Origin of the sequence: Microvirga guangxiensis, assembly GCF_900102135.1 — a bacterium.
Classification (GTDB): Bacteria; Pseudomonadota; Alphaproteobacteria; order Rhizobiales; family Beijerinckiaceae; genus Microvirga; species Microvirga guangxiensis.
Genome location: NZ_FMVJ01000003.1, coordinates 101776 through 127666 on the forward strand (window position 1 = coordinate 101776; position 25891 = coordinate 127666).

General features: G+C 64.9%; 22 protein-coding genes and 3 tRNA genes. 11 read left to right on the plus strand and 14 right to left on the minus strand.

The annotated features are described in order from the left end of the window. Window positions 1–10 precede the first annotated feature (10 nt). Window positions 11–1351, plus strand: coding sequence for an MFS transporter (locus BLP10_RS04070; protein WP_091130494.1), 1341 nt, complete (start codon window positions 11–13; stop codon window positions 1349–1351). A gap of 4 nt (window positions 1352–1355) precedes the next feature. Here BLP10_RS04070 and BLP10_RS04075 read toward each other — a convergent pair whose 3' ends face one another. From BLP10_RS04075 to htpX, 6 genes are all read right to left on the minus strand, one after another. Beyond that, window positions 1356–1676, minus strand: coding sequence for a heavy metal-binding domain-containing protein (locus tag BLP10_RS04075; RefSeq protein WP_091130498.1), 321 nt, complete (start codon window positions 1674–1676; stop codon window positions 1356–1358). A 42-nt stretch (window positions 1677–1718) separates the two neighbouring features. Beyond that, window positions 1719–3311, minus strand: coding sequence for a bifunctional phosphoribosylaminoimidazolecarboxamide formyltransferase/IMP cyclohydrolase (gene purH, locus BLP10_RS04080; protein ID WP_091130501.1), 1593 nt, complete (start codon window positions 3309–3311; stop codon window positions 1719–1721). Between the two features lie 105 nt (window positions 3312–3416). Beyond that, on the minus strand, window positions 3417–3671 hold the full coding sequence (locus tag BLP10_RS04085; protein ID WP_091131993.1) for a CBU_0592 family membrane protein: 255 nt from the start codon (window positions 3669–3671) through the stop codon (window positions 3417–3419). Between the two features lie 140 nt (window positions 3672–3811). After that, window positions 3812–5572: a heparinase II/III family protein gene (locus BLP10_RS04090; RefSeq protein WP_091131997.1), complete on the minus strand. Its 1761-nt coding sequence runs from the start codon at window positions 5570–5572 to the stop codon at window positions 3812–3814. A 189-nt stretch (window positions 5573–5761) separates the two neighbouring features. Continuing rightward, the gene (locus BLP10_RS04095; RefSeq protein ID WP_342025909.1) at window positions 5762–7072 is read right to left on the minus strand and encodes an RsmB/NOP family class I SAM-dependent RNA methyltransferase; all 1311 of its coding nucleotides are present in this window, start codon (window positions 7070–7072) and stop codon (window positions 5762–5764) included. Between the two features lie 5 nt (window positions 7073–7077). After that, complete coding sequence (htpX, locus tag BLP10_RS04100) at window positions 7078–7998, minus strand: zinc metalloprotease HtpX (RefSeq protein WP_091132002.1); 921 nt, start codon at window positions 7996–7998, stop codon at window positions 7078–7080. A gap of 139 nt (window positions 7999–8137) precedes the next feature. Here htpX and BLP10_RS04105 point away from each other — a divergent pair, with 139 nt between their 5' ends. Further along, entirely contained in the window at window positions 8138–8374 is a 237-nt protein-coding gene (locus BLP10_RS04105; RefSeq protein WP_091130511.1) for a DUF1674 domain-containing protein, read from the plus strand. Window positions 8375–8461: 87 nt separating this feature from the next. After that, complete coding sequence (locus BLP10_RS04110; RefSeq protein ID WP_091130514.1) at window positions 8462–9760, plus strand: class I SAM-dependent methyltransferase; 1299 nt, start codon at window positions 8462–8464, stop codon at window positions 9758–9760. A gap of 88 nt (window positions 9761–9848) precedes the next feature. Here the strand turns inward: BLP10_RS04110 and BLP10_RS04115 are convergent, their stop codons facing one another. Both BLP10_RS04115 and acs read right to left on the minus strand, forming a co-directional pair. Continuing rightward, the gene (locus tag BLP10_RS04115; RefSeq protein ID WP_091130517.1) at window positions 9849–10346 is read right to left on the minus strand and encodes a L,D-transpeptidase; all 498 of its coding nucleotides are present in this window, start codon (window positions 10344–10346) and stop codon (window positions 9849–9851) included. Between the two features lie 244 nt (window positions 10347–10590). Continuing rightward, entirely contained in the window at window positions 10591–12549 is a 1959-nt protein-coding gene (acs, locus tag BLP10_RS04120; RefSeq protein ID WP_091130520.1) for an acetate--CoA ligase, read from the minus strand. A 210-nt stretch (window positions 12550–12759) separates the two neighbouring features. Here acs and BLP10_RS04125 point away from each other — a divergent pair, with 210 nt between their 5' ends. Beyond that, on the plus strand, window positions 12760–13371 hold the full coding sequence (locus BLP10_RS04125) for a DUF1287 domain-containing protein (RefSeq protein ID WP_091130521.1): 612 nt from the start codon (window positions 12760–12762) through the stop codon (window positions 13369–13371). Between the two features lie 932 nt (window positions 13372–14303). Here the strand turns inward: BLP10_RS04125 and BLP10_RS04130 are convergent. From BLP10_RS04130 to tsaD, 4 genes are all read right to left on the minus strand, one after another. Next, window positions 14304–14717, minus strand: a complete 414-nt coding sequence (locus tag BLP10_RS04130) for an EVE domain-containing protein (RefSeq protein ID WP_091130522.1) — start codon at window positions 14715–14717, stop codon at window positions 14304–14306. A 71-nt stretch (window positions 14718–14788) separates the two neighbouring features. Further along, on the minus strand, window positions 14789–15784 hold the full coding sequence (locus BLP10_RS04135) for an NAD(P)H-dependent glycerol-3-phosphate dehydrogenase (RefSeq protein WP_091130523.1): 996 nt from the start codon (window positions 15782–15784) through the stop codon (window positions 14789–14791). Beyond that, the gene (locus tag BLP10_RS04140; RefSeq protein ID WP_091130524.1) at window positions 15781–16056 is read right to left on the minus strand and encodes a hypothetical protein; all 276 of its coding nucleotides are present in this window, start codon (window positions 16054–16056) and stop codon (window positions 15781–15783) included. Before BLP10_RS04140 ends, BLP10_RS04135 begins: the two co-directional genes overlap by 4 nt. 171 nt (window positions 16057–16227) lie before the next feature. Next, entirely contained in the window at window positions 16228–17283 is a 1056-nt protein-coding gene (gene tsaD, locus BLP10_RS04145) for a tRNA (adenosine(37)-N6)-threonylcarbamoyltransferase complex transferase subunit TsaD (protein ID WP_091130525.1), read from the minus strand. Window positions 17284–17411: 128 nt separating this feature from the next. On the opposite strand from tsaD, the gene hemC reads away from it, so the two are divergent. From hemC to BLP10_RS04180, 7 genes are all read left to right on the plus strand, one after another. Next, the gene (gene hemC, locus BLP10_RS04150; protein WP_091130526.1) at window positions 17412–18338 is read left to right on the plus strand and encodes a hydroxymethylbilane synthase; all 927 of its coding nucleotides are present in this window, start codon (window positions 17412–17414) and stop codon (window positions 18336–18338) included. Beyond that, window positions 18338–19036 carry a uroporphyrinogen-III synthase gene (locus BLP10_RS04155; protein ID WP_175493773.1) on the plus strand — a complete coding sequence of 233 codons (699 nt, stop codon included), beginning with the start codon at window positions 18338–18340 and terminating at the stop codon, window positions 19034–19036. The genes hemC and BLP10_RS04155 overlap by 1 nt, the downstream gene beginning before the upstream one ends. 183 nt (window positions 19037–19219) lie before the next feature. Next, window positions 19220–20635, plus strand: a complete 1416-nt coding sequence (locus BLP10_RS04160; protein ID WP_091130527.1) for a COG4223 family protein — start codon at window positions 19220–19222, stop codon at window positions 20633–20635. Between the two features lie 20 nt (window positions 20636–20655). Further along, window positions 20656–22254, plus strand: a complete 1599-nt coding sequence (locus tag BLP10_RS04165; protein ID WP_091130529.1) for a heme biosynthesis HemY N-terminal domain-containing protein — start codon at window positions 20656–20658, stop codon at window positions 22252–22254. Between the two features lie 82 nt (window positions 22255–22336). Beyond that, window positions 22337–22412: transfer RNA gene (locus BLP10_RS04170), tRNA-Thr, on the plus strand. 65 nt (window positions 22413–22477) lie between these two features. Continuing rightward, window positions 22478–22553, plus strand: a tRNA-Ala gene (locus tag BLP10_RS04175). Window positions 22554–22583: 30 nt separating this feature from the next. Next, window positions 22584–22658: transfer RNA gene (locus tag BLP10_RS04180), tRNA-Gly, on the plus strand. 474 nt (window positions 22659–23132) lie between these two features. On the opposite strand, the gene BLP10_RS04185 is transcribed toward BLP10_RS04180, so the two are convergent. After that, entirely contained in the window at window positions 23133–24845 is a 1713-nt protein-coding gene (locus tag BLP10_RS04185; RefSeq protein WP_175493774.1) for a methyl-accepting chemotaxis protein, read from the minus strand. 92 nt (window positions 24846–24937) lie between these two features. Continuing rightward, window positions 24938–25825, minus strand: a complete 888-nt coding sequence (locus tag BLP10_RS04190) for a cation diffusion facilitator family transporter (protein WP_091130532.1) — start codon at window positions 25823–25825, stop codon at window positions 24938–24940. Window positions 25826–25891 lie beyond the last annotated feature (66 nt).

Below are 25891 nucleotides of genomic sequence, written 5' to 3' on the forward strand. Positions count from 1 at the left end.
AAAGCCCGTCATGGCTTCGCGTCCCGCCATCCTGGGCTGGCTGCTGTTCGACTGGGCCTGTCAGCCCTTCTTCACTCTGGTCACCACCTTCGTCTTCGCGCCTTACTTCGCAGCATCGCTCGCCCCCGATCCGGTGACCGGCCAAAGCCTCTGGGGCTACGCCACAGCCGCTGCGGGCTTTGCGCTGGCAATCCTCTCGCCGGTTCTTGGCTCGGTGGCCGATGCGACGGGCCCGAAGAAGCCATGGATCGCCGCCTGCGGGCTCGTGCTGTTCCTGGCTTCCTTCGCGCTCTGGTATGCCGCGCCGGGTCAGGCGAATGCGATCCTCATCGCACTCTTCGGTTTTGCGTTTGCCACGGTCGCGGTCGAAGTGGCTGCGGTGTTCAACAACGCGATGATTCCCCATCTCGTGCCGCCGGAACGCTTCGGACGGCTCTCCGGAACCGGCTGGGCCATCGGCTATCTCGGCGGCTTGGTGTCACTCGTAATCGTGCTGGGTTTCCTTGCGGCGGATGCGGGCAGCGGCAGGACGTTTTTCGGGATCACGCCGCTTTTCGGGCTCGATCCCACACAGCGTGAGGGGGACAGGATCACCGGCCCGTTCTCGGCTGTATGGTTTCTCATCTTCGTGATGCCGCTCTTCCTGTTCACGCCCGACGCCGCGCGATCCAAGCTCAAACTGGGCGAGGCCGTGCGGCAGGGCGTGGCGCAGGTGAAGCACACGCTCAGCGATGCGCGGCGGCACCAGGGCGTGCTGCGCTTTCTCATCGCCAACATGGTCTATCAGGATGCGCTCGTCGCCCTGTTCGCCTTCGGAGGGATCTACGGGGCAGGGGTATTCGGCTGGCAGGCGACGGAACTCGGCCTCTTCGGCATCATGCTCACGATCACCGGAACCGTCGGAGCGCTGATCGGCGGACGCCTTGATGACCGCTTCGGCGCAAAGCCCGTCATCCTCGGCGCGATCTTCGTGCTCGCGCTCGTGTGCGTGGGCGTATTGTCGCTCGGCCGCGATCACATTCTCTTCGTCATTCCGACAGCGCCCGCGGCTGAAGGGCTTTACGCCAGTACGCCGGAAAAACTCTTCGTGCTGCTTGGCCTCATCATCGGCTCAGTCGCGGGACCGCTGCAGGCATCATCGCGCAGCCTCCTCGCGCGGCTCGTGCCGGCGCGCGAGGCGGGGCGTTACTTCGGGTTGCTGGCGCTCTCGGGAAAGGTCACGTCGTTTCTCGCTCCGCTCGCGGTCGCGATCGCGACCGCGATCTTCGAGACGCAGGCCGCAGGACCGGCGGTGCTGATCCTGTTCCTGTTCGCAGGTTTCATGATTCTGAGCGGCGTGAGGAAGGCCTGAGCCTCTATTCGAGGGTCACCGCGGTGCCGCTCACCGTCACCATCATCATGCCTTCGTTCTTGCCGATGGCGCCGTAATCCATGTGAACGCCCACGATCGCGTGAGCCCCGAGGCGCTGTGCCTCCTCGATCATCTTGCTGATGGCCGTGTCTCGCCCGTCGCGCAGCACGCGCTCGTAGGATCCGGAGCGCCCGCCGACCACATCGCGGATGGAGGCGAAGAAATCGCGAAAGACGTTCGCGCCAAGAATCGCTTCGCCCGAGACGATGCCGCGATAGGTGGCTATCCGGCGGCCTTCAATGGAGGGTGTGGTGGTCACGATCATCAAGGTCTCCTTGAGCTGAAGACCCTGATGTAGGGTCGGTCCCTAGTGTCGGAAATGCCTGTGACCGGTGAAGACCATGGCGAGGCCTGCCTCGTCGGCGGCCTTGATCACCTCGTCGTCGCGCATGGAGCCGCCGGGCTGGATCACGGCGGTGGCGCCGGCTTCCGCCGCAGCGAGCAGTCCGTCCGCGAAGGGGAAGAAGGCGTCGGAGGCGACGACCGAACCCTTGGCGAGGGTCTCGGGCAGATTGGCCGCTTTTGCGGCTTCCGCGGCCTTCCAGGCGGCGATGCGTGAGGAATCGACGCGGCTCATCTGGCCCGCGCCGATGCCGACGGTGGCGAGGTCCTTGGCATAGACGATGGCGTTCGACTTCACGTGCTTGGCGACGCGGAAGGCGAAGCGCAGGTCGGCAAGCTCGCGCTCGGACGGCGCGCGCTTGGTCACCACCTTCAGGTCCATGGCATCGACCACGGCGTTGTCGCGCGACTGCGCGAGGAAGCCGCCTGCCACCGTTCGGAGCGTCAAGCCCGCCTGACGCGGATCGGGCAGGCCGCCCGCGAGCAGCAGGCGCAGGTTCTTCTTCGCGGCGACGATGGCGATGGCTTCTTCGCTCGCGTCTGGGGCGATGATCACCTCCGTGAAGATCTCGGTGATGGCCTTGGCCGCTTGGGCGTCGAGCGTGCGGTTCATGGCGACGATGCCGCCGAAAGCGGAAACCGGATCGCAGCGCAGGGCCTTTTCGTAGGCCTCGACGAGGGTTGCGCCTTCCGCGACGCCGCAGGGGTTCGCGTGCTTCACGATCACGATGGCAGCCGAACGCTCGGGCGCGAACTCAGCGACCGCCTCATAGGCGGCGTCGGTGTCGTTGATGTTGTTGTAGGAAAGCTGCTTGCCTTGCACCTGACGCGCCGTCGAGACGCCGGGGCGCTGTTCGGGAGTACGATAGAAAGCGGCGCTCTGGTGCGGGTTCTCGCCATAGCGCATCACCTCGGCAATGGAGCCGCCGAGGGCGAGGAAGGGCGGGGTTGCATCGCCGAGTTCATTCGCGAACCAGTTGGAAATCGCGGCATCGTAGGCTGCCGTACGGGCATAGGCCTTCTGGGCGAGGCGGCGGCGGAGCGTATAGGTGACTGCGCCTTTATGCTGCGAGAGATCGTCGAGAACCGCAGCATAATCGGCCCCGTCCACCACCACGGCCACATCGCCATGGTTCTTGGCGGCGGCGCGGATCATGGCAGGGCCACCGATGTCGATGTTCTCGATGCAGTCGTCGTAGGGCTTGCCCGCCGCGACGGTGGCCTCGAAGGGGTAGAGGTTCACCACCAGCAGGTCGATGGGCTGGATGCCATGGGCCAGCATGGCCGCCTGATGCTCAGGATTGCCACGAATGCCGAGAAGGCCGCCATGAACAGCCGGATGCAGCGTCTTCACGCGCCCGTCCATCATCTCGGGAAAGCCCGTCAGGTCGCTCACGTCCTTCACGGGCAGGCCCGCTTCCCTCAGCGCCTTGTGCGTGCCGCCGGTGGAGACCAGCTCGATGCCCCGCTCGGACAAAGCCCGGGCAAAGTCCACGAGACCCGTCTTGTCGGATACGGAAAGCAGAGCGCGGGAGACGCGCTTCAGATCGCTCGGCATGGCGGCCGCTCCATGAAGGGGTAAAGATGCGGGCGCGATAGCACGATGGGCTAAGGATGGGAACCTAGAAGGCCAGGGTTTCGCGGCTTTGCCTTCCAGCGCGTCCTAAGCAAGCGAGGTCTGCCGCTTCAGGCGGGAGCGCATGAAGCCGATCACCGTCAGGACCAGCCATGCGGCCTGAGTCACGAAGGAGGGTAGGTTGAAGTCGAAAATCAGCGAGTAGAGGATCGCAATGGCGCCGGCACCGTTGAGCAGGGCGTAACGAGTATCCTCGACCTTCAAAATGCCCAGTTGCAGCAGCCCGTAGGCTGACAAATAAGCTGCAACCCCTATGAGCCCGACAGCATCAGCCACGCTCATGAACGCCCCCATCGGATCTCAGGCGGATCCCGCTTCGCCCTCGATCACATTAACTGAGGCCAAGCCGATTGAAATCCGCCTTTTAGCCTCAGGGTGCAGAAATTCTCACTCGCAAACAGCCCGCGGCCCGAGGTTCGCTCTCAGAGCAGTTCCTGCGTCATCTCTGCCGCTTGCGCCGGATTGAACGTGCGCGCCAGGCGCTCGAAGCGCCACTGGACGGAAGGGGTTTCGCTGGGGCGAAGGCGGAGCACGATCTGCTCCGTGCGGCGCATGCCGTCGGGGGCCGCGAGAAACACGCTGTCTTCCACATGAGCCCCAACAGGGGTCGCGGTAAACTGCCAGGCCTCCTGGTTCGGCAGCACGAGCATCACGACCCGGCCGCCCTGTGCGCGGCTCGCCTTGATGCCGGGGGCAAGGTGAAAGCGGATGGTAGCCTCCGCCGAGGCGGCAATCGTGCCTTCGCCCCAGAAGACATCCTCGCCGCTAAGGCTGTTGCCCTTCGGGGCAAGCTGCAGCCGCCGCTCGTGGGTGAGGCCGAAGCGCTGGCGATAGCCGTCATGGCTGGCGGTAAGGATCTGGGCATGTTCCCGTTCGCTGCGCTCGGATGCGACCCTCTCGGGACCGTTGAGCACCACGGGTCCGATGCGGCGCTGGAGCCAGCGGGCGATCCGGCGATTGAACCAGTTGCCCCTGTCGCCCACCATCTGGCAGGACGAGATATCGTTGACCGAGGCCGTCGAGTGGGCGGCCGTGGAGCGCGATGCCTGGATGATCGTGTCGCCTGCGATCCGCGGCGTGCCGCAATTGACTACGATGCGCTGCAAGGCGCTGGAGAACTCGAAGGAGAGGCAGCCCGCTCCGGCTTCCGTGGAAAGGCCTGTCGGAGGCGGCGCGCCCACATCCACGACCAGCAGCGTGCGACCCGCTTCCATGCGCTCGTAGCCCGAATGTGGCGCGTGCTGGATCGGCTGGCTGCGCATGTCGTCATAGGTGAGCAGCGTCGCGAGATGGTCGGCCGCCGTCACGCCCATGCCGTTGAAATGCGAGAGAGTGCCGTCGCCGTGGCGGAACAGGCGCACCATGGGCAGCATGCGGTCGATGGCGTTGAGCAGCGCCTCGGGCGTATCGACCTCGCGGCTCGCGAACATCTGCCGCAAGGGCAAAAGATCGAACAGAAGATCGACCATGATGCGCGGATTGCGGCTTGCATGGCCGCCATCGGCGAGAATCTGGCGGTCGAGCTCGCGGGCCAGAAGACGGCTCGCGCGGCGCAGGTTGCGGTCGAGGCCTTCGCAGCACAGGCCTGCATAGCAGAGCGCAATCGCCGCCATCAGCTGCTGCTGCGGCAGGGCGCCGGAGCGCAGATGACGTTCGAGCTCGCGCACGTGCTGGCCGATGAGGCGCAGGAAACGTTGATAGAAGGCGTGGTCCGCACCTTCCAGGATCAGCGGCGACTGGCTGATGAAGGACATGAGCCGACGCGCAATCACCTGCGTATCGCACGCGATATTCCTGTCGCCGAGTCTCGATGAGACGAATTCATCCACCAGCGAACGCGCATTGGCCTGCGCCAGGGCCGTGCCGGCGGCGCGCAGGTGGCGCAGCCAGCCAAAGCCATAGAGCGCCTCCGCCCAGGCCTTGCTCGGCGGCGTGAAAGCGAAGGGGGAGCGTCCGCTCGTGGTGATCGCCCGGCCCGCGAAGGCGAAGAAGCCGGAATAGATGTCGGTGGCGATGGTGGGATCGGCCGTGCGCAGATCCTGCGGCGCGAAGAGCAGCCGGGTCGGCATGGGCGCTCGCGCGAACACCTTGGACAAGCTCCAGACCGCTCCTCCACGCATGGCGCGGCCTGCCTCTTTCAAGGCAAGCTTGTACAGACGCCAGCGATCTGGCCCGAAATCCACCCGTGGCGCTCCTTTAGTCATGCTCGTCCGCGCCAGCATAGAGGGGAGTTCCTGCTGACTGGTTAACAACGTGTAAGCATGGGGTGTTGTGACCGATTTCAACAGAAACGGGCTGCCGTCGATGGCTTAATGGATGCAGGCGATGGTGCATGGTCCCCCTCCTCTGCGGGGAGGGGGTAGGTCATGCTGTCAGGCGGCTTTCACGAAGCGTGCGATGAAGAAACCGTCGAGGCCGCCGCGCTCATGTTCGCTCGACACGAGATAACAAGGCAGGGTGCGCACATCGCCTTCAGGCGTGAGGCATTCGGCAAGACCGCCGATTTCATCCGCCGAGATCGGTTGGCGCTTGAAGTCAGGATGACGAGAGAGGAATTCCGTTGCCTGCCGTTCCCCTTCCTCGGCTTCGAGCGAACAGGTGCAATAGACGAGGCGGCCGCCGGGCTTGAGCAGGTGTGCCGCCTTGTCGAGAAGGCGCGTCTGCAGCCCTGCGAGCTTGCGGATGTCCTCCTCGGCTTTGGTCCAGGCCACATCCGGATGACGGCGGATCGTGCCGGTGGCGGAACAGGGTGCATCGAGAAGAATCGCATCGAAGGGCGCTTCATCGAGCTTTTCCGCATCGATGGCGCGGGTTTCCGCCTTGAGGTCGAGACGCGCGAGATTCTCTTCCAGACGCTTCAGGCGCTTGGCCGAGCGATCCACAGCCAGAACCTCGGCTCCCGCTGCGGCGAGTTGCGCTGTCTTGCCGCCGGGCGCGGCGCACAGATCCGCGATGCGCTCGCCGGGCTTTGCCTGCAGCAGGCGGGCGGGCAATGCGGCGGCGGCGTCCTGCACCCACCATGCGCCTTCATCGAAGCCGGGCAGGTCGCGGATCGCGGTGCGCTCCACGAGGCGGATGCTGCCGGTGGGCAAAAGAACACCGCCCAGACGCTCGGCCCAATCCTTCGCATTCTCCTTCACGGAGAGATCGACGGAAGCCATGGAGCGGTGCGCTTCCGCGATCTTAGCCGCAAGCGCCTCGCCGTATTGCTTCACCCAGCGCTCTTCGAGCCAGGTAGGCGTGTCGAGCCAAGATTCCTGAGCGCCAAGGATCATGTCGCGCTCGCGGGCCACGCGCCGCAGCACCGCGTTGATGAAGCCGCCTGCATGATGAAGCTTCGGGTCTTCCTGGGCCAGCCGCACCGCGCTGTCGACAGCGGCATGGTCGGGAATGTCGAGGAACAGGATCTGCGCGGCGCCGATGGCGAGAAGATGCAGAAGGCGTTCGTCCTTCGGATCCCGGTTGAGGCGCTCGTTGAGAGCGCGTCCCAGGGTGCCGAGGCGACGGAAGGTGACGATGGCGATGGCTCGCGCCAGAGCCTCGTCTCTCGCGGAAAGGTTTTCCTTCGGCGACAGCTCGTCCAGCACGTCATCGAGCGGCACGCGCCGCTTCATGGTTTCCGCTACTGCCATCCAGGCAAGGCGGCGGGGGCCGAGGCCTGCCTGTTCGTCCGATTGATTCAAAATACTTAACCCCAGGGTCCGCGGCGGGGCGGCTGGCCCCAGGGACTGGTTGAAGATTGCGCGAAGAAGCCGGGTTGCGGCGCCGTTCCCATCTCCTGCGCCAAAGCATGGAGCGCCGCAATCCTGTTTTCCGTCGCCGGGTGGGTGGAAAACAGATTATCCATGCCATGCCCGGACAGCGGATTGATGATGAAGAGGGGCGCGGTGGCGGGATGGCGTTCCGCATCCATGTTGGGCACATGGGCCACGCCGCCCGCGATCTTCGCCAGCGCGGAAGCCAGCGCCATGGGCTGGCCGCAGATCTCCGCACCCATCTTGTCGGCGTCATATTCCCGTGAGCGGCTGATCGCCATCTGGATGATCATGGCGGCGATCGGCGCAATCAGCGCGGTGGCGATCATCACGATGGGATTCGGCCTGTCGTCGCCACGCCCGCCGAACAGAAATCCGAACTGGGCCAGCGTCGCAATGGCACCGGCAATGGTGGCGCTCACCGTCATGATCAGCGTGTCGCGGTTCTTGATATGGGCGAGCTCGTGAGCCATCACGCCCGCCACTTCATCCCGCGAGAGCATGTCGAGAAGGCCTGTGGTGGCGGCAACCGCCGAATTCTCCGGGTTGCGTCCGGTCGCGAACGCATTGGGCTGCGGATTCTCGATGATGTAGACCCGCGGCATGGGAAGCCCTGCATTCTGGGCGAGATCCCGCACCATATGGACGAGCTCGGGCGCGGTTCGCTCATCGACCTCAACAGCATGGTGGGCGGCAAGCGCCAGCCGGTCGGAGTTCCAGTAGGCAAAAAGGTTGGTGGCCAGGCCGAGGCCAAGAGCGATCATCATGCCGGATGCGCCGCCCAGCATATAGCCGACAACGCCGAACAGGGCCATGAGGGCCGCCAGCAGCATACCGGTCTTGACGGTGTTCATCGGGGTCTCCACCTCGAACAAGGATTCACTCGTTTGATCCTTATGTGGGAACGGTCCAGCTCTCTACCAAGAGTATCGCAACGGCAGCCGCGCTGCCTTGCCTCTCCCATCGGGAGCACAGACCTGATAAAGGCTTCTCATGAGCACCGACGACACCCGGCCGACCTTGTCTGCACCTGCCCTCGAAGGGGCCGCACCCAGAAAACCTCTCTCGCCCGCAGCTCAGCGGGCTCTGGAGGAGGCCGCCCAGCGGCGCAGGGAAATCGACGCCAAGGCGGCGGAGATCGCCAAGGAGAAGGAGCTTCAGGGCCGCGGCGGCCTGGAGCCCGTGCGCTACGACGACTGGGAGGTGAAAGGCCTCGCCAGCGACTTTTAAACGGCTCTCTTCCCGGAAACGATTGTCTCAGGCCACACCCCCGCTTAGTGTCCTCCGCAATGACGAAGCACCAAAGGTAGTGGGGTGATGAGCGGGGCAGAGCGGCTCAGGCTTTTCCGGGATCTTCTGGAGGACGCGCACAAGGCGCTCGACCTGCAATTCGGCTTCGAATTGTGGGACGGCTCCACGGTTCCTGCCGACCTGCCGTCCTATGCCATGCGTCTCGCCATCCGGCACGAGAACGTGGTGGCAAGCCTCGTCCGCCGCCCGACTCTGGACACGGCGCTCAATGCCTATGTGTCGGGCCTGTTGGAACTGAAGAACGGCACCATCTTCGATCTCGCCGCCCAGCGTCCGCAGAAGGCCGGGCGTCGTCTTCGCGGGTTGAGCAAGGTCAAGGCGCTGAAGACCGCCTATCATTTCCTGCGCGCGCCCGCCGACATGCCGCGCCCGCTTGCCCGCGTCGAGGAGAACCCGAAGGCGCGGGAGGGAAAGCCCCAGACCAACAAGAAGAACGTCGCCTATCACTACGACGTGTCAAACGCGTTCTACGGCCTCTTCCTCGATCCGGAGATGGTCTATACCTGCGCCTACTTCCAGCCGGATTGGCACGACGATCTCGCCCGCGCGCAATTCGACAAGCTCGACATGATCTGCCGCAAGCTGCGGCTGAAACCGGGCGAGCGCTTCCTCGATATCGGCTGCGGCTGGGGCGCGCTGGTCTGCCATGCGGCGCAGCATTACGGCGTGAAGGCCACCGGCGTGACGCTCGCCGAGGAGCAGGCGAAGCTCGCCCGCGAGAAGGTGGCGCGGCTGGGATTGCAGGACCGCGTCGAGATTCTCGTGAAGGACTTCACGCAGATGGAGGGCGAGTTCGACAAGATCTCCTCCATCGGCATGTTCGAGCATGTGGGCATCAGGAATCATCCCACTTATTTCCGCTCGGTGCATCGCCTGCTTCGTCCGCGCGGGCTTTACCTTCATCACACCATCGCGCGGCGCGCGAAGAAGAGCGAGCGGGCCTTCCGCAAGCTCAAGCCCGAATACAAGGCGCTCACCCGCTATATCTTCCCCGGAGGCGAGCTCGATCACCTCGGCATGTCGATCGCCAATCTCGAGCGCTTCGGCTTCGAGGTGCACGACGTGGAAGGCTGGCGCGAGCATTACCAGCGCACCACGCGCCTGTGGTGGGAGAACCTGAATGCGAGGCGGAAGGAGGCCGAGGCCATGGTGGGCAAGGAGAAGACCCGCATGTGGCTTCTCTACCTGGCTGGCTGCTCCCTTGCCTTCGAGCGTGCGGCGGTGGGCGTGAACCAGACCCTCGTCTCCAAGCGCACGCGCGGCCCCTCGGGCCTGCCGCCGTCGCGGGCGGATCTCTACGCCTAGAGCCGATTCCATTTGCATGGAACGGCTCTCTTCTTTGTCATGCCGCATTTTTTGACGGCGAACCGGATCCACTTCGCCGAAAAATGCTCTAGCGCGTCACCACCACCCGCGTGCCTACATTCACCCGGTTGTAGAGATCGACGATGTCCTCGTTGAGCATGCGGATGCAGCCATACGAGGCATAGGTGCCAATGGAGCTGGGACGGTTGGTGCCGTGGATGGCGTATTCGTCGAGATTGAGAGTGAGCGCCCGCGCGCCCATGGGATTGTTCGGCGCCCCGCCCGGGATCACGTCGGGCAGGCGGGGGTTGTCGCGCTTGACCTCTGCTGGCGGCGCCCAGGCGGGCTTCATGTATTTGCCGTCGATCTGCGCCTCGCCGAACCATTGCTTGCCGGGTTTTCCGACCGCCACGCGATAGCGCAGGGCCGTCCCGTCGCCGCGCACGTAGTAGAGCCGCCGCTCGCCCGTCTTGATGACGATGGTGCCGGGCGAGATGCTTTCCTGAAACGGCACGACCTCGCGGGCGAATGCGTCCGGGGTGGCAAGGGTGAAGGCGGCCAAGGCGATGGCGATCCGCGCGATCATGTGAAAACCCTCCTGCTGCTAGCGTGAGGGTGAGACGCAAAGGAAACGGTGACGGTTCCGAGGCTCCACGAAACGCATCGTACTGGAGGGCGTGAGCCGATCTGGCTCTCTAACGCTCTGCCTCATCCTGAGGAGGTTTGATGGTCTGAAAACGAGATGGCCGAGACGAGCTCGGCCATGACGTGAAGAGTGTCTGGAACCATCCTGGGCTCCACAGCGCGGCCCCAGGATGACGCGCTCCGGATCAGGCCGCCTGCGTGCGCTTGTTCTGCCTGTTGGTGATGAGGTCGTCGACCACGGCGGGGTCGGCGAGGGTCGAGGTGTCGCCCAGCGAGCCGAACTCGTCCTCGGCGATCTTGCGCAGGATGCGGCGCATGATCTTGCCGGAGCGGGTCTTCGGCAGGCCGGGGGCGAACTGGATCAGGTCCGGCGAGGCGATCGGGCCGATTTCCTTGCGCACCCAGGCCACCAGCTCCTTGCGCAGCTCCTCCGTGGGCTGCTCGCCCGCCATCAGCGTCACGTAGGCGTAGATGCCCTGGCCCTTGATGTCGTGCGGATAGCCGACCACGGCGGCTTCCGACACCTTCGGATGAGCCACGAGCGCGGATTCCACTTCCGCCGTGCCCATGCGGTGGCCGGACACGTTGATCACGTCGTCCACGCGGCCGGTGATCCAGTAATAGCCGTCCGCATCGCGGCGGCAACCGTCGCCGGTGAAGTACTTGCCGGGATAGGTGGAGAAGTATGTCTGCACGAAGCGCTCATGGTCGCCATAGACCGTGCGCATCTGGCCCGGCCAGGAATCGGCGATCACGAGATTGCCTTCCGTTGCTCCCTCCTGCACGTTGCCTTCCGCATCCACGATCTGCGGCTTTACGCCGAAGAAGGGCCGTGTGGCCGATCCTGGCTTCAGCTTCGTCGCGCCGGGAAGCGGCGTGATGAGGATGCCGCCGGTTTCCGTTTGCCACCAGGTATCCACGATGGGGCAGCGGCTGTCGCCGACCACGCGGTGGTACCATTCCCAGGCTTCCGGGTTGATCGGCTCGCCCACGGAGCCTAGCAGGCGCAGGGTCTTGCGCGAGGTCTTCTTCACCGGCTCCTCGCCCGCCTGCATGAGCGAGCGGATCGCGGTCGGCGCGGTGTAGAAGATGTTCACGTTGTGCTTGTCGATCACCTCCCAGAAGCGGGAGATCGACGGATAGGTGGGCACGCCCTCGAACATCAGCGTGGTCGCGCCGTTCGCGAGCGGTCCGTAGAGAATGTAGGAGTGGCCCGTCACCCAGCCCACGTCGGCGGTGCACCAGTAGATGTCGCCGTCATGGTAGTCGAAGACGTATTGATGCGTCATCGCCGCATAGACGAGGTAGCCGCCGGTGGTGTGCAGCACGCCCTTCGGGGTGCCCGTCGAGCCGGAAGTGTAGAGGATGAAGAGCGGGTCCTCCGCGTTCATCTCCTCATAGGGACAATCGTCCGAGACCAGCCCGGCCGCCTCGTCGTAATACACGTCGCGGCCCGGCACCATGTTGACGGCGCCGCCCGTGCGGCGCACGACGAGCACATGGTCGACCACGCCCGCGCCGACGCGCTCGATGGCGGCATCGACATTGACCTTCAGCGGCACCTTGCGGCCGCCGCGCAGGCCCTCGTCGGCCGTGATGACGAAGGCGGATTTGGCGTCCTGAATGCGGCTTGCGAGCGAATCCGGCGAGAAGCCGCCGAAGACCACGGAATGGATCGCGCCGAGACGCGCGCAGGCCAGCATCGCATAGGCCGCTTCCGGGATCATCGGCATGTAGATCGTGACGCGGTCGCCCTTCTCGACGCCGCGATTGCGCATGATGTTGGCCATGCGGTTCACCTGCGCGTAGAGCTCGCGGTAGGTGATCTTTTTGGATTCGGACGGATCGTCGCCTTCCCAGATGATGGCGACCTGATCGCCGCGGGTGTGCAGATGCCTGTCGACGCAGTTATAGGCGACGTTGGTGACGCCGTCCTCGAACCAGCGGATCGAGACGTCGCCGGGCCCGAAATTGGTATTCTTGATCCGGGTCGGCTCCTTGAACCAGTGGATGCGCTTGGCTTCCTCGGCCCAAAACGCCTCCGGGTCCTTCACCGAGGCCTCGTATTTCGCGCGGTAGCCGGCGTCGTCCAGATAGGCACGGTGGGTCCATTCGGACGGCACGTCGTAGATCTTCTCTTCCATGACGTTTCTCCCAGACAGGTCGTTATGAGGTAATTAGGTCTAGGTTTACGGAAAGAGAGAGGGGTCGGGCAAGCGGTGCAGGGCTCGCACTTTGGTCGCTGCTACTTTTGGTGCGGTGCAGCATGGCTGCCTTAGAGATCTGAATGAAACTTCATTGCAAATCCGTCGGAGGACCCTAATCTTTGACCCCAGGAAGAAGGATGGGGGCTCATGCGGCTTTTCGGCTTCGCGTTGTTCGTGTTGCTTCTGGTCTCAGAGCATTCGGTTTTTGCGGAAGCCCTCGATCCTTCACTCAAACTGGTCAGGGCCGCCAGGGCGCAGGTGGGCGTCACCGTTTCCTACAATCCGGCTTATGTGCGCCTGCCATATCCCGGCGGAGATGTTGCGCCTGAGCAGGGTGTCTGCACGGATGTGATCGTGCGGGCCTATCGCACCGCTTTGAGCATCGATCTGCAAAAGCTCGTGCATGAGGACATGAAGTCGTCGTTCGCCCTCTATCCGAAGCAATGGGGGTTGAAGCGGCCCGATCCCAATATCGACCATCGGCGCGTGCCCAACCTTCAGACGCTCTTCCGGCGCAAGGGCGCATCATTGCCGGTGACAGCCGATCCGGCCGATTACCGGCCCGGGGATTTGGTCACGCAGATGCTGCCGGGAAACCTGCCCCATATCGCGATCGTTTCCGACCGGCGCAGCGCCGACGGCAAAAGGCCGCTCGTGATTCACAACATCGGCGCGGGGACACGCGAGGAAGACGGGCTGTTCGCATTCCCTGTCACGGGCCATTATCGCTTCGCGCCAATCTCGTCATCTTCGCTCTGAGGGCGAGAACCGGAAGCCTGATGCGCCTGCCGGCTGTTCACATCCCGGCATCGCCCGGCGCATCGGAAGACCTGCTGCACAATCTGAGTGAAGCATGGGATGGAATCATCGCGTCCGCTTCGTGTCGGAACCTGAATTATCAAAGAGCAAGCGGGAGTGTCCTCGCGAGCTTTTCGCTCCGAGGTTTGGGGACGAGGGAGGCGCGAGGGGTCGTCCGGCTCGCTATGGAAGGAATGAAGAACCTGACGGCCCCTCACGCACGGTTTGTTTAGGCGTACATCGCGTCTTGCAGCGATGGGCCTCCCATCCAGGCGCTGCGTCAGCGCCTGCACAGGACCGCTCCCAACCCCGCACATGCGACGCCTCGCGAGCGCGCCCCTCAGCGGGTCGGGACAGGCAAGGATATAGCCCAGCTTAGGACCAAAGTCAAGAACAAAGTAAGAACATTGCATCTGGCCCAGCCAGAGCCGGGAGCGTCGGCGGATGAGGCGGGTGGTCCCTCCCCCTTGCGGGGAGGGGAAGGGGGGGGGGTGGTCTGACTGGGTGAGCGCTCAGACCAGTGAAGCGCTGGAAGACCTCTCCCGGGTGGGAGAGGTCGGAGCGCAGCTCCGGGTGAGGGACTGCCTGATCCGGAAAGGGCACTCCCTCACCCCTTGCCCCTCTCCCACCCGGGAGAGGGGATGTGCTGTCGAGCTGTCGTGCGGTCTGGATGCTTGCTGCGCTTTGACATTCCGACCCCACCCCTAACCCCTCCCCGCAAGGGGGAGGGAACACGCGCTCTTTGCGTCGGGTTCTCCCGGGATTCCCGCGACTCTCAAAACGAGATCACCGGCCCAAGGCCGGTGATGATGATGAGGGTGTCTCCGGCACGGCGTGAGCCGAGCAGGGGTCCTCTGCAGGATAGCCTTTCGCTCAGGGAGAGGCGCGAGGGATTACACTCCGCCCAGCTTGCAGACGATCTCCCACTCCTCCTCCGTCACCGGCTGCACCGAGAGGCGGGAATTGTTGACGAGGATCATCTTTTCGAGACCGGGATGCTTCTTGATCTCGTCGAGCGTCACGGGACGCTTGAAGGGCTTCACCGCTTTCACGTCCACCATGCCGAACTTGCCGCTCTCGTCCGTGTGGTCGGGGTAGTATTCCTTGATCACCTCGACGATCCCGACGACGGCCTTGCCCTCGTTGGAATGATAGAAGAAGCCCTGCTCGCCGATCTTCATTGCCATCAGGTTCTGCTTGGCGACGTGATTGCGCACGCCGTTCCAGTGAGTGCCCTTGGCGCCTTGCGCAACCTGCTGGTCCCAGGACCACACGGAGGGTTCTGACTTGTAGAGCCACTTGGCCATTCTTTTACTCTTCTGCTGGACGCAAAATCTGCGAAAAACCGGCAACCACTTTTTCGGATTTTGCTTTCGACTCAGTGTTCAGACTTGATGGGACGGTTCATGAGCGCATCGACTGCCTCATCGAGGGTCCATGCGCCGGAAAGCACCTGCTCGACGGCTTCCGCGATCGGCATGTCGATGTTCTTGGCTTTTGCCAGCCTGACGAGGGCGCTGGCGGTGGTCGCACCCTCCACCAGCTTGCCGCCGGAGGCCGCCTCGACGCTCATGCCCTGGCCGAGGCGAAGGCCGAAGGAGAAGTTGCGCGATTGCGCGGAGGAGCAGGTGAGGACGAGATCGCCAAGGCCCGAAAGACCCATCAGCGTCTCGGCCTGCCCGCCATAGGCGCGCGAAAAGCGCAGGAGTTCAGCGAACCCGCGCGCGATCAACGCTGCCTTCGCGCTCTCGCCGAGGCCGCGCCCCACCACCGCGCCACAGGCGATGGCGAGCACGTTCTTGGCCGCGCCCCCGATCTCGACGCCGCGCACGTCGGTGCGGTGATAGACGCGAAGGGTGGGGCCTGACAGAGCCGTTGCGAGATCCTCCGCCAACGCGGGGTCGAGGCAGGCCAGCGTCACGGCGGTCGGCAAACCGCGCGCCACGTCGTGAGCGAAGCTCGGGCCGGAAAGAACCGCCACGGAAGAGCCGGGACGGACCTCCTCCACCACATCGCAGAGAAACGCGCCGGTCTTTTGCTCGATGCCTTTCGCGCAGAGCACGAGGGGCGTTTCAGCCGGAAGGATGGGGGACAGGGCCAGCACCATCTCGCGGGTCGTCTGCGCAGGCGTGACGAGAAGAACCGCACAGCACGAGGCAAGTTGGCTCAGGTCGGCCGTGGGTACGATGCGGTCGAGCAGGCGCGCTCCCGGCAGGCATCGCTCGTTCATGCGCGTGGCGGCAAGGTCCGCCGCCTGTTCGGGCGAGCGCATCCAGAGGATCACGTCGTTGCCGGCGATGGCTGCGGCATTGGCGAGCGCCGTTCCCCAGGCTCCGGCTCCGGCAATGCCGATGGTTTGGACTTTCACGCTCATCTCAAGGGATCATCAGTGGAGGCTTTGGCACCAAGAATGCTTCGCATCAGTATAAGACCTGCAAAGCCGCCTCCGAAAAAGCCGAAGATCGCTCCGTTGAAGGTCATGAGCATCAGATAAAATTCGTATTTTGTTTCCTCTGCTGAAGCAGCGCTTATCCCAAAGGCAAGGGCGAAAACTTCAGCGGCGACGAGAGTACCGGTCAACAAACCGATTGCAGCTCCGAAACTAATGGCAACCAAGCCAAAGATTATTCTGAGAGTCCGGTTCATCCTTCGGCGCTCGCTAAGCCCTCCTCCCCCTTGCGGGGAGGAGTTGGAGGTGGGGGTGTCAGCGCCACGTTAGTCCAGTTTCGCGCTGGCACCCCCACCCTTGATCCCTCCCCACAAGGGGGAGGGAGAAGGGACCTGTGTTTGGTCAGCGAACCTCTCAGAAGGAGCATGTCAGGCCTTCACCCCTACCGCTTGGCCGCTGGTGTCGAGCGGCCAGCGGGCGCGGGCGGGTGCGTTGATGTCGTCGACCATGCCGAGCCGCAGGCGCTCGAGGCCCGCCCAGGCGATCATGGCGGCGTTGTCGCCGCACAGGTCCAGGGGCGGGGCGACGAGCTTGAGGCCGGTCTCCACCGCAAGCCGCTGAAGCGCCTGGCGCATGGTCTGGTTGGCGGCAACGCCGCCCGCTACCACGAGCGCCTTGGGCGCATCCGCGATCTCGCGGAACCGGCGCAGGCCCACGCGGGTGCGGTCCACCACCACATCCACGATGGCGGCCTGGAAGCTGGCGCAAAGATCGGCGATGTCGGTCTGGGTCAGGGGAGCGATCTTCTCGGCCTCGATCCGCACGGCGGTCTTGAGGCCGGAGAGCGAGAAATTCGGTTCCGCCCGCCCCTGCATGGGGCGGGGCAGGGCGAAGCGCTCCGGATTGCCCTTTGCCGCCTCGCGCTCCACATGGGGGCCGCCGGGATAGGGAAGCCCGAGCATCTTCGCCACCTTGTCGAAGGCCTCGCCGATGGCGTCGTCGATGGTGGTGCCGATGCGCATGTAATCGCCCACGCCCTTCACCGCCACGAGCTGCGTGTGGCCGCCGGAGGCGAGAAGCAGAAGATAGGGAAAGCCGATTCCGTCGGTGAGCCGCGCGGTCAGCGCATGGGCTTCGAGGTGGTTCACCGCCATCAGGGGCTTGCGGGTCACGAGCGCGATGGCCTTCGCGGTAGTGAGGCCCACCAGCACGCCGCCGATGAGGCCGGGTCCTGCGGCCACCGCGATGCCGTCGATGTCCTTGACCGTGCAATGGGCGTTCTTCAGGGCGCGGGCGATCAGGCGGTCGAGCACCTCCACATGGGCGCGGGCCGCGATCTCCGGCACCACGCCGCCATAGGCCGCGTGCTCGGCGATCTGGCTCAGGACCTCGCTGGAGAGGATCTCGCCTTTTCCGTCGAAGCCGACGCCGACCACGGCAGCCGCGGTTTCGTCGCAGGTGGTTTCGATGCCGAGGATGCGCATGGTCTGGGGCTACCGTTGGCGTTAAGTGATCTTTCGGGCTTTCGGCCCGGCTGTCCTCCCCCTATAGTCCGCCGCGCCGCTCAAGATCAAACGCGGATGTTGTCTTAAAGCAGGAGTACGCAGCGGGAATGGCCTCTTCACCGACCCTGGTCATCGGCACGCGCGGCAGCCCCCTGGCGCTGGCGCAGGCCCACGAGACGCAAGACAGGCTGGTCGCCGCCCATGGCTGGACCGTGGAGCATCTGCCCCTGTCGATCATCAAGACCACGGGCGACGCCATTCAGGACCGGCCTCTCTCGGAAGCAGGCGGCAAGGGCCTTTTCACCAAGGAACTCGACATCGCGCTGCTGGAAGGCTCCATCGACCTCGCGGTGCACTCGGCAAAGGACCTGCCGACGACCCTGCCGGAAGGCATCGTAATCGCGGGCTTCTTGCCGCGCGAGGACGTGCGCGATGCCTTCATCAGCCACCGCTACAAGAGCCTCGCCGACCTGCCGTCCGGCGCGGTGGTGGGCTCGGCGTCCCTGCGCCGGCAGGCGCAGATCCGCCGCCTGCGGCCCGACCTGAAGGTCACGCTGTTGCGCGGCAACGTGCAGACGCGGCTTGCGAAGCTCGAACGGGGCGAGGTGGATGCGACGCTCCTCGCCATGGCGGGCCTGCGCCGCCTCGGCCTCACCGACCATGTGAAGACCACCCTCGACACGGACGATTTCCTTCCCGCCGTGGGGCAGGGGGCCATCGCCATCGCGATCCGCGCCGAAGATGAGCGCGTGCGCGAGGCTCTGCAGCCGATCCTCGATGCCGCCACCGGCCATGCGCTCGCTGCCGAACGCGCCTTCCTGACGATCCTCGACGGCTCCTGCCGCACGCCGATCGCGGGCCATGCCCGCATGGTGGGCGATGCATTCGAAATCCGGGGCCTCGTTCTGCGTCCCGATGGTTCGGAATGTCTGGAAGCCGTCCGGCGCGGGTCGCCGGACGATGCGGTCACCCTGGGCCGCGAGGCAGGAACCGAGCTGCGCACCCGCATGCCCGCCGGGTTCCTGACAGCCTGATGCGGATTCTTCTCACACGTGCGAGGGAGGATGCCGAGCGGACGGCAGAAAAACTCGCAAGCCTCGGGCATGAGGCAGAGATCGCGCCGGTGCTCCGGATCGTGCCGACGGGCGATCCGATGCCGGACGCTTCATATGCCGCGCTCATCGTCACCAGCGCCCATGCGATGGAAGCCCTGTCCGATTTCGCGAACAAGAGCCTTCCCGTTTTCTCAGTGGGCGAGCGCACGAGCGATGCCCTGCGGGAGGGCGGGTTCACCTCCATCGAGACGGCGGAGGGCGATGCGGTCTCCCTCTCGGCGTTGATCCGCAGACAGGTCGAGCCGCCATACACCTTTCTCCACGTCACGGCGCGCCATCACAAGGAGGAGCCGGCTGTCTCCCTTCGCGCGGCAGGCTTCACTCTGCTCACCTGGGAAGCGTACGAAGCCGAGGCCCTGGCGAGTCTACCCGAAGCGGCCGTGGAGTCCCTCCGCACTGGCAAAATCGGGGCCGTGCTCCATTATTCCCGTCGGAGCGCTGAACTTTTCATTCAGCTGGCGGAGCAGGCGGGGCTTCGGTCCGCGATCCTCGGCTGTCTTCATCTCTGCCTTTCCGCAGATGTGGCCGTGCCTCTCGAGGCCATGGGCGCTGCCACCCGGATTGCCGGCGGGCCCCACGAGAATGAGCTTCTCGAGCTGGTGCGGGGCCTTTCGTGACCTTGGCTGCGGCTTGGGTTACGATTTTGAGGTAGGGATCTTTGCCGAAGGAAAGGATCGTGGTCCGATGAAGCCATTCGCTTTTCCCGACCGTCATCTTGCCGGGAACCGAACCGTTGCGCTCAAGCTTGCCTCAATTGCGTTCCAGTCTGCCCTTTCACGATTGCCCATCACGAGTGACCTGTGACTGATTCATCCGATCCCAAAGCTCCCAAGAATTCCCGCAAGAAGTCCGCTCGCGAGCCGGCAACCATCGATCTGAAGGCAACCGTGATCGATGACGGCGCCGCGCAGGACAAGGCCTGGGATGCTGTGAAGCCCGAGGAAACCATCATGCCGGACGCCGAGACCAAGGCGGAGGCGGAGGACACCATCGGCGCTTCGGAGGCGACCCTCGATTCGGGCGCAAGCACCGATTCCATCGAATCGGCCAGCGCCAGCGACGGGCTGCCGCCGCAACCCGAGGAGCTGCCCCCGCGGTCGGACGAGCCATATGTTGCGCCCTCGGCTCCGACGCCCGAGCGCCGTCCGTCGGCGGCTGCCCTCGTCGGCTCCGGCCTTCTGGGCGGCCTCGTCGGCGCGGGCCTCGTTTACGGCCTGCAGGTCTGGCAGCAGCAGCAGCCGGCATCGACTCAAGGCGACCAGCGTCTCGCGCAGCTCGAGCAGCGGGTGAACGCGCTGGGCCGGCAGGGATCGCAGAGCGCACCGGGCGTGGACCTGTCCTCCATCGAAGGGCGGCTCAATGCGCTGGAAGCCGCTCGGGGTCCGCTCGACCAGCGGCTTGAGGAGATACAGAACGCGGCGAACGCCGCGGCCTCCCGCGCCGAGGAAGCGCTCAACCGGCCCCTGCCTCAGCCGGAGGCACCGCAGAACGAGGGGGCGCTGAACGATCTCTCCGCCACCGTCAATGAGCTTTCGGGGCGTCTCGCCGCGCTCGAGAACGAGGTGCGGACGAATGCGCAGAACGCCGCCAGTGCCTCAAGCGCCGTGCAGGGTCTGGAAAGCCGCCTCGGTGAGCAGGATCAGCGCCTCGCGGCTCTCTCGCAACAGATCACTGAGAACAGCCGGAACGTGGAAGAGGCGGGCCAGACCGGCACCCGCGTCGTCCTCACCGAGCGCCTGAACGATTCCCTGCGCAGCGGCGCGCCTTATGCGGATGTGCTGGAGGCGTTGAGGAAAGCGGGGACCGACGGCGAGCGGCTGAAGGCCCTGGAGCCTTTCGCCGAGAAGGGAGCGCCCACCGCCTCCGCCATGCTCGAGAGCTTCGAGCCCCTCGAAGCGCAGATCCTGCGTGATCAGCGGGCGGCTTCGGGCGAGTGGTCCGACCGGATGCTGAGGATGCTGGACAAGGTGGTGACCGTGCGGCCGGTGAACGAACCGGATGCGACAGGCGTTCCCGGAGCGGTGGCGCGGATCCTGCAGACGCTGGGCGCAGGCGACCTGAACGGAGCCGCCGCCGCCTGGGCCTCGCTGCCCGAGCCGGCGCGGCGGATCTCTGAAGACTGGGGCCGGCAGGTCACGGCGCTGGCGGGAGCCCAAGAGGCCGCCCGCGAGCTTTCCACCGAGGCTCTCGCCGCCCTTAACCGTTCGACGCAATAAAAGAAAAGGAACAGCCCAGAATGTGGCGCGCTCTCGTTTTCATCGGCCTTCTCTGCGTCGCAGCCTTCGGGGCGGTGTGGTTGGCGGAAAGGCCAGGCACGGTTCTGATCACCTTCGGCGGCTATGAGGTGCGGACCTCGGTCGCGGTCGCCAGCGTCACCCTTGTGGGTCTGGCCTTGGGATTGGCCCTGCTCTGGTCCCTGGTCACCGGAATCCTGCGCCTGCCCTCGCGCCTCACCTTCGCCTCGCGGGCGCGCCGGCGCTCCCGGGGCTATCAGGCCGTCTCGCGGGGCATGGTGGCCGTGGGCGCGGGCGATACCATCGCCGCCCGCCGCTATGCCAACGAGGCCGAGCGCCTGCTGGGCCGGGAGCCCCTGACCCTTCTCCTGAAGGCCCAGGCCGCCCAGGTCTCCGGCAACCGGGAAGCGGCGGAGGCCGCTTTCAAGCAGATGATGGACGAGGACGAGACCCGGGTTCTGGGCTTGCGCGGTCTCTTCGTGGAGGCCCGCCGCCGGGGCGATGGGCTGGCCGCCCGCGAATACGCCTCCGAGGCCGTGCGCCTGGCGCCCGCCGCCGCCTGGGCGAGCGACGCGGTGCTGGAGGCGCGCTGCGCCGAGCGCGACTGGCGCGGGGCGCTGGAAGCCATCGAGCGGCGCACGTCCCTCGGCCTCCTCGACAAGGCCACCGCCAAGCGCCACCGGGCGGTGTTGCTCACGGCGGACGCTCTTGAACGCGCCGAGCACGATCCCGACGGCGCCCTGCGCAGCGCTCAGGATGCGGTGAAGCTCGCGCCCAATCTGGTTCCTGCCGCTGCCCTCGCAGGCAAGCTCCTGTCGCGCAGGGGCGATCTGCGCCGGGCCGCCAAGGTCGTGGAAACTGCCTGGCGCAGCCAGCCGCACCCGGATCTGGCGGAAGTCTATCTCAATCTGCGTCCCGGCGATTCGGGCCTCGACCGCTTGAAGCGCGCGGAGACCCTGTTCAAGCTCTCCGGCGGCGCACAGGAAGGCCGGCTCGCCGTCGCCCGCTCCGCCCTCGAAGCGCGTGAGTTCGATCGGGTCCGGGATGCCCTGGAGCCGCTGCTTCTGGACCGGCCCAGCATGCGCGTATGCCTGCTCATGTCCGATCTCGAGCAGGCGGAGCATGGCTCCACGGGCAAGGGACGCGAATGGCTTGCCCGCGCCACCCGTGCGCCGCGCGATCCGGCCTGGATCGCCGATGGGGTCGTATCGGATCAGTGGGCTCCGATCTCCCCGGTCACAGGCCGCCTCGATGCGTTCGTGTGGCAGGCGCCGCCAGACGTGCTGATCGCTCCCGAGATCACCATGCACGACGACGTGACGGCTGATCTCGATGACGAACCCAAGGCCCTGCCTGTTGTCGCGGAGGAGCCGCAGCCTGCCCCGGTCGTGCTCGCTGAGCCGGAGCCCGCGCCTGCTCCGGAGCCTGTTCCGGCAGAGCCCGTCAGCACGGTCGAAGCGGCGTGGCCCGAGCCTGCGAAGGACAAGGAGGAGTCGACGCCTCCAAAGCCGGAGCCCGTGGTCTTCCCGGTCACGCCCCCGGATGTGCCCAAGCCCGAGGAACCAGCGTCCGCGCGCCGCAGCGCTTTTTCTATCTGGTAGGCGAAAATCAGGGCGTTGCTGCCCTTGCCAAGCGATAGGCGAGAGGGTATGACGACGCCCTCTTCGATCGCATGATCGGCACGCCGCAATAGCTCAGCTGGTAGAGCACCTCATTCGTAATGAGGGGGTCGGGGGTTCGAATCCCTCTTGCGGCACCATTCCCAATCGATTAGCAAAGGCCGCCTTCGGGCAGCTCTTGGCTGCCGGATGGGAGGCATGGAAGGGGGCCATAGCTCAGCTGGGAGAGCGCTTGCATGGCATGCAAGAGGTCGGCGGTTCGATCCCGCCTGGCTCCACCATCCATCCTGTGGGACGAAGAGACGGAGCGTGCGGGTGTAGCTCAGGGGTAGAGCACAACCTTGCCAAGGTTGGGGTCGAGGGTTCGAATCCCTTCGCCCGCTCCAATTTTTCAAAAAGGCCGCCTTCGGGCGGCTTTTTTGCTTTTCAGAGCCCGACAAACAAACGGGCCCTCGCGATAGGTGGAGGGCCCGTCGTGACCGTAAAGGTCATGCATCGTTGATGCTATCCGGCAAAGCCGGTTGATATGATCTTCAGATTGTGGAGCCGGGAGCCTCCCCCAACGCTCAATCCTGCAAAGTGGAGGGAGCCTTCGGCTCAGGCGATATTTCTATCTCAGCCTCCATACCCAAAAGGCCGGGGCGGGTGCTCGGCCAGGCATTTGCACGGTCGGCGGCAATCTTGAGGAACCCGCTTCGAAGCGATGCCGATCCGCTGTTCGGGACAGGTACTGCTCAACATGGGGAGATTGACCTGTCCCTTTGACAAGGCGCAGGACAGGAACTTGTTTCAGCGTGGCGGAAAGAAAAAAGCCCGGCAGAGCCGGGCTTTATGACGTTTTCCTGTGAAGGAGGTCTCGATCAGGCCGCTTTGACGCCGGAGAGGAAGCTGGAAACCTCCTGATCAAGGTCGTTGGAATGGCGCGCGAGCTCCTGAGCCGCGCTCAGCACCTGGCTCGCCGCAGCTCCCGTCTCGCCGGCCCCCTTCTGGAGCTCCGCGATGTTCTCCGACGCGGTTTCCGTGACGCGCGCCGCTTCCTGCACGTTGCGGGCGATCTCGGCCGTGGCCGCACCCTGCTCCTCCATTGCGGCCGCGATCGAAGTCGAGATCTGCGACATCTCGGTGATCGTGCGCGCAATGTCCTGAATCGCGCTCACCGTCTCCTGCGTCGCCTGCTGCACCGACGCGATCTGCGCGCTGATTTCCTCAGTGGCCTTGGCTGTCTGCGACGCCAGTTCCTTCACCTCGGTTGCCACCACGGCAAAGCCCTTCCCCGCCTCGCCGGCGCGGGCCGCTTCGATGGTGGCGTTGAGCGCAAGAAGGTTCGTCTGCCCGGCGATGGTGTTGATCAGCTGCACCACGTCGCCGATCCGCTCGGCGCTCGTCGCCAGCGCCTGCACGGTTTGATTCGTGCGCTGGGTGCCCTGCACCGCGCGCTCGGCCACCTGGGAGGATTGGCCCACCTGATTGGCGATTTCGCGGATGGAGATCGACAGCTCCTCGGCAGCGGCGGCGACCGTCTGCACGTTCGCGGAGGTCTGCTGAGAGGCGGTGGAGACAGTCAGCGTCTGCTGCGAAGTCTGGCCTGCAACGGCGCTCATGGACTGGGCGGTGGCTTCCATCTGGGTGGCGGCCGAGGACAGGCCTTGGGTGAGGGAGGAAACCTTGGTCTCGAAGGTGCGGGTGAGCTCGTCGAGCATCTGTGCCCGGCGCATCTTGGCCTCGCTCTCGGCCTCCTGAGCGGCGGCGATCCGGCGGGCTTCGACGGCATTCTCCTTGAAGACCTGGACGGCGTTCGCCATCACGCCGATCTCGTCGCGACGGGCAGTGCCTTCGACCGTCACGGTGAGATCACCGTTCGCAAGCCCACGCATGCTGGCCACGAGCTTCTGAATCGGATTGGAGATGCTGCGGCCCAGGCCGAACGCGATCGCGATCAGGACGATGGCCGAGATGCCCACGAAGGCGAGAAACATGTTGCGGTAGCCGGCATTGATGACGGCAAGATCGTCGATGTACATGCCTGCCGCCACAACCCAATTCCATTGAGGAACGGGGGCTGCGTAAACCATCTTCGGGGCCGGAACGGTTTCGCCCAGCTTCGGCCAGAGGAAGTTCACGAACCCGCCGCCCTTCTTGCCGGCCTCGACCTGCTCGCGGGTCACGTAGGTTCCGTTGGCGTCCTTCACGTTGGCGAGGCTCTTGCCTTCCGTATCCTTGTTGGGATGCACGACGACGAAGCTGGTGTGATCGAGCACGACGAAGTAGTCGTTGCCGTTGTAGCGCATCGTGCGCAGCGTATCGGCTGCGCGCTTCTTCGCCTCATCGACGGAGAACTCACCGTTCTTGGCGCGCTCCTGATAACCCGTGATCAGCGTAATGGCGCTTTGGGTGAGATTCTTCAGCTCTGCCTGCTTCCGCTCGAGCAGCACGCTGGAGATGGTCATCGAACCATAAATCGTGAGTGCGATCAGCGCGAGAATGCCGAAAGCCATTCCGGCATAGAACCGGCCTGCAACGCCGGTGAACGCGTTCAACCACCTTGAACGCGTGGTAACAGTGTCTTGAGACATCTTGATCCTCATCTTCCCGCCCGCGCGACCTGCGTTGCGGATTCACAGATGAGCGGCACGATAAGCCGTGAGGCTTGCCCGGAGATGTCGCCTTACAGCACGACGATGCCGGCGTGCTTCGCCTTGTTGTCGGGCTCTACATGGATCGTGATGAGGGCGTCCTTGACCTCATCCTTGAGCGCCCGCTCCAGGCGGTCGCAGATATCGTGAGCGTCGGTCACGCTCATGGTGCCGGGGACGACGAGGTGGAAATCGATGAAGGTCATCTTGCCCGCGTGCCGCGTGCGCAGGTCGTGCGCCTCGATGGCGCCTTCCGCATTCATGGCGATGATGTCGCGCACGCGCGCGAGCGTCGTCTCGGGCAGGGCCTCATCCATGAGGCCGCCGATGCTCTCCTTGATCAGCCCCCAGCCGGACCAGAGAATGTTGACCGCAACGAACGCGGCCAGGAGCGGATCAAGCCAGGTCCACCCGGTCACGGGGACGAGCACGAGGCCGATGATGACGCCCACCGAGGTGAACACGTCCGTCAACAGATGGCGCCCATCGGCCACGATGGCGGGCGAGCGCAGGCGGCGGCCCTGACGGATGAGAAGCCAGGACCAGAATCCATTGATGACGGTTGCCGCCGCGTTGATGGCGAGGCCCATGGCCGGCGCATTGATCATCTTGGGGGCGAAGAACCCGAAATAGGCTTCGCGCAGGATCATCAGGGCCGCAACGATGATCAGCACCCCTTCGAGCACGGCGGAGAAATACTCCACCTTGTGATGGCCGTAAGGATGATTGGCGTCGGCGGGCGTGGCGCTCAATCGAACGGCCATGAAGGCCGCAACCGCCGTCACCACGTTGATGATGCTCTCGAGCGCATCGGAGTAGAGCGCGATGCTTCCCGTCAGATAATAGGCGGCATATTTGAGCGCGAAGACGAGCGCTCCGATCAATATGCTGCCGATGGCAAGCTTTTGAATGCGGTTCATGGCTTACATCGACAAACGGAGCGGCAAAACGAGCGAGCCGCTCTTATAGAGACTGCTTCTTGAGAC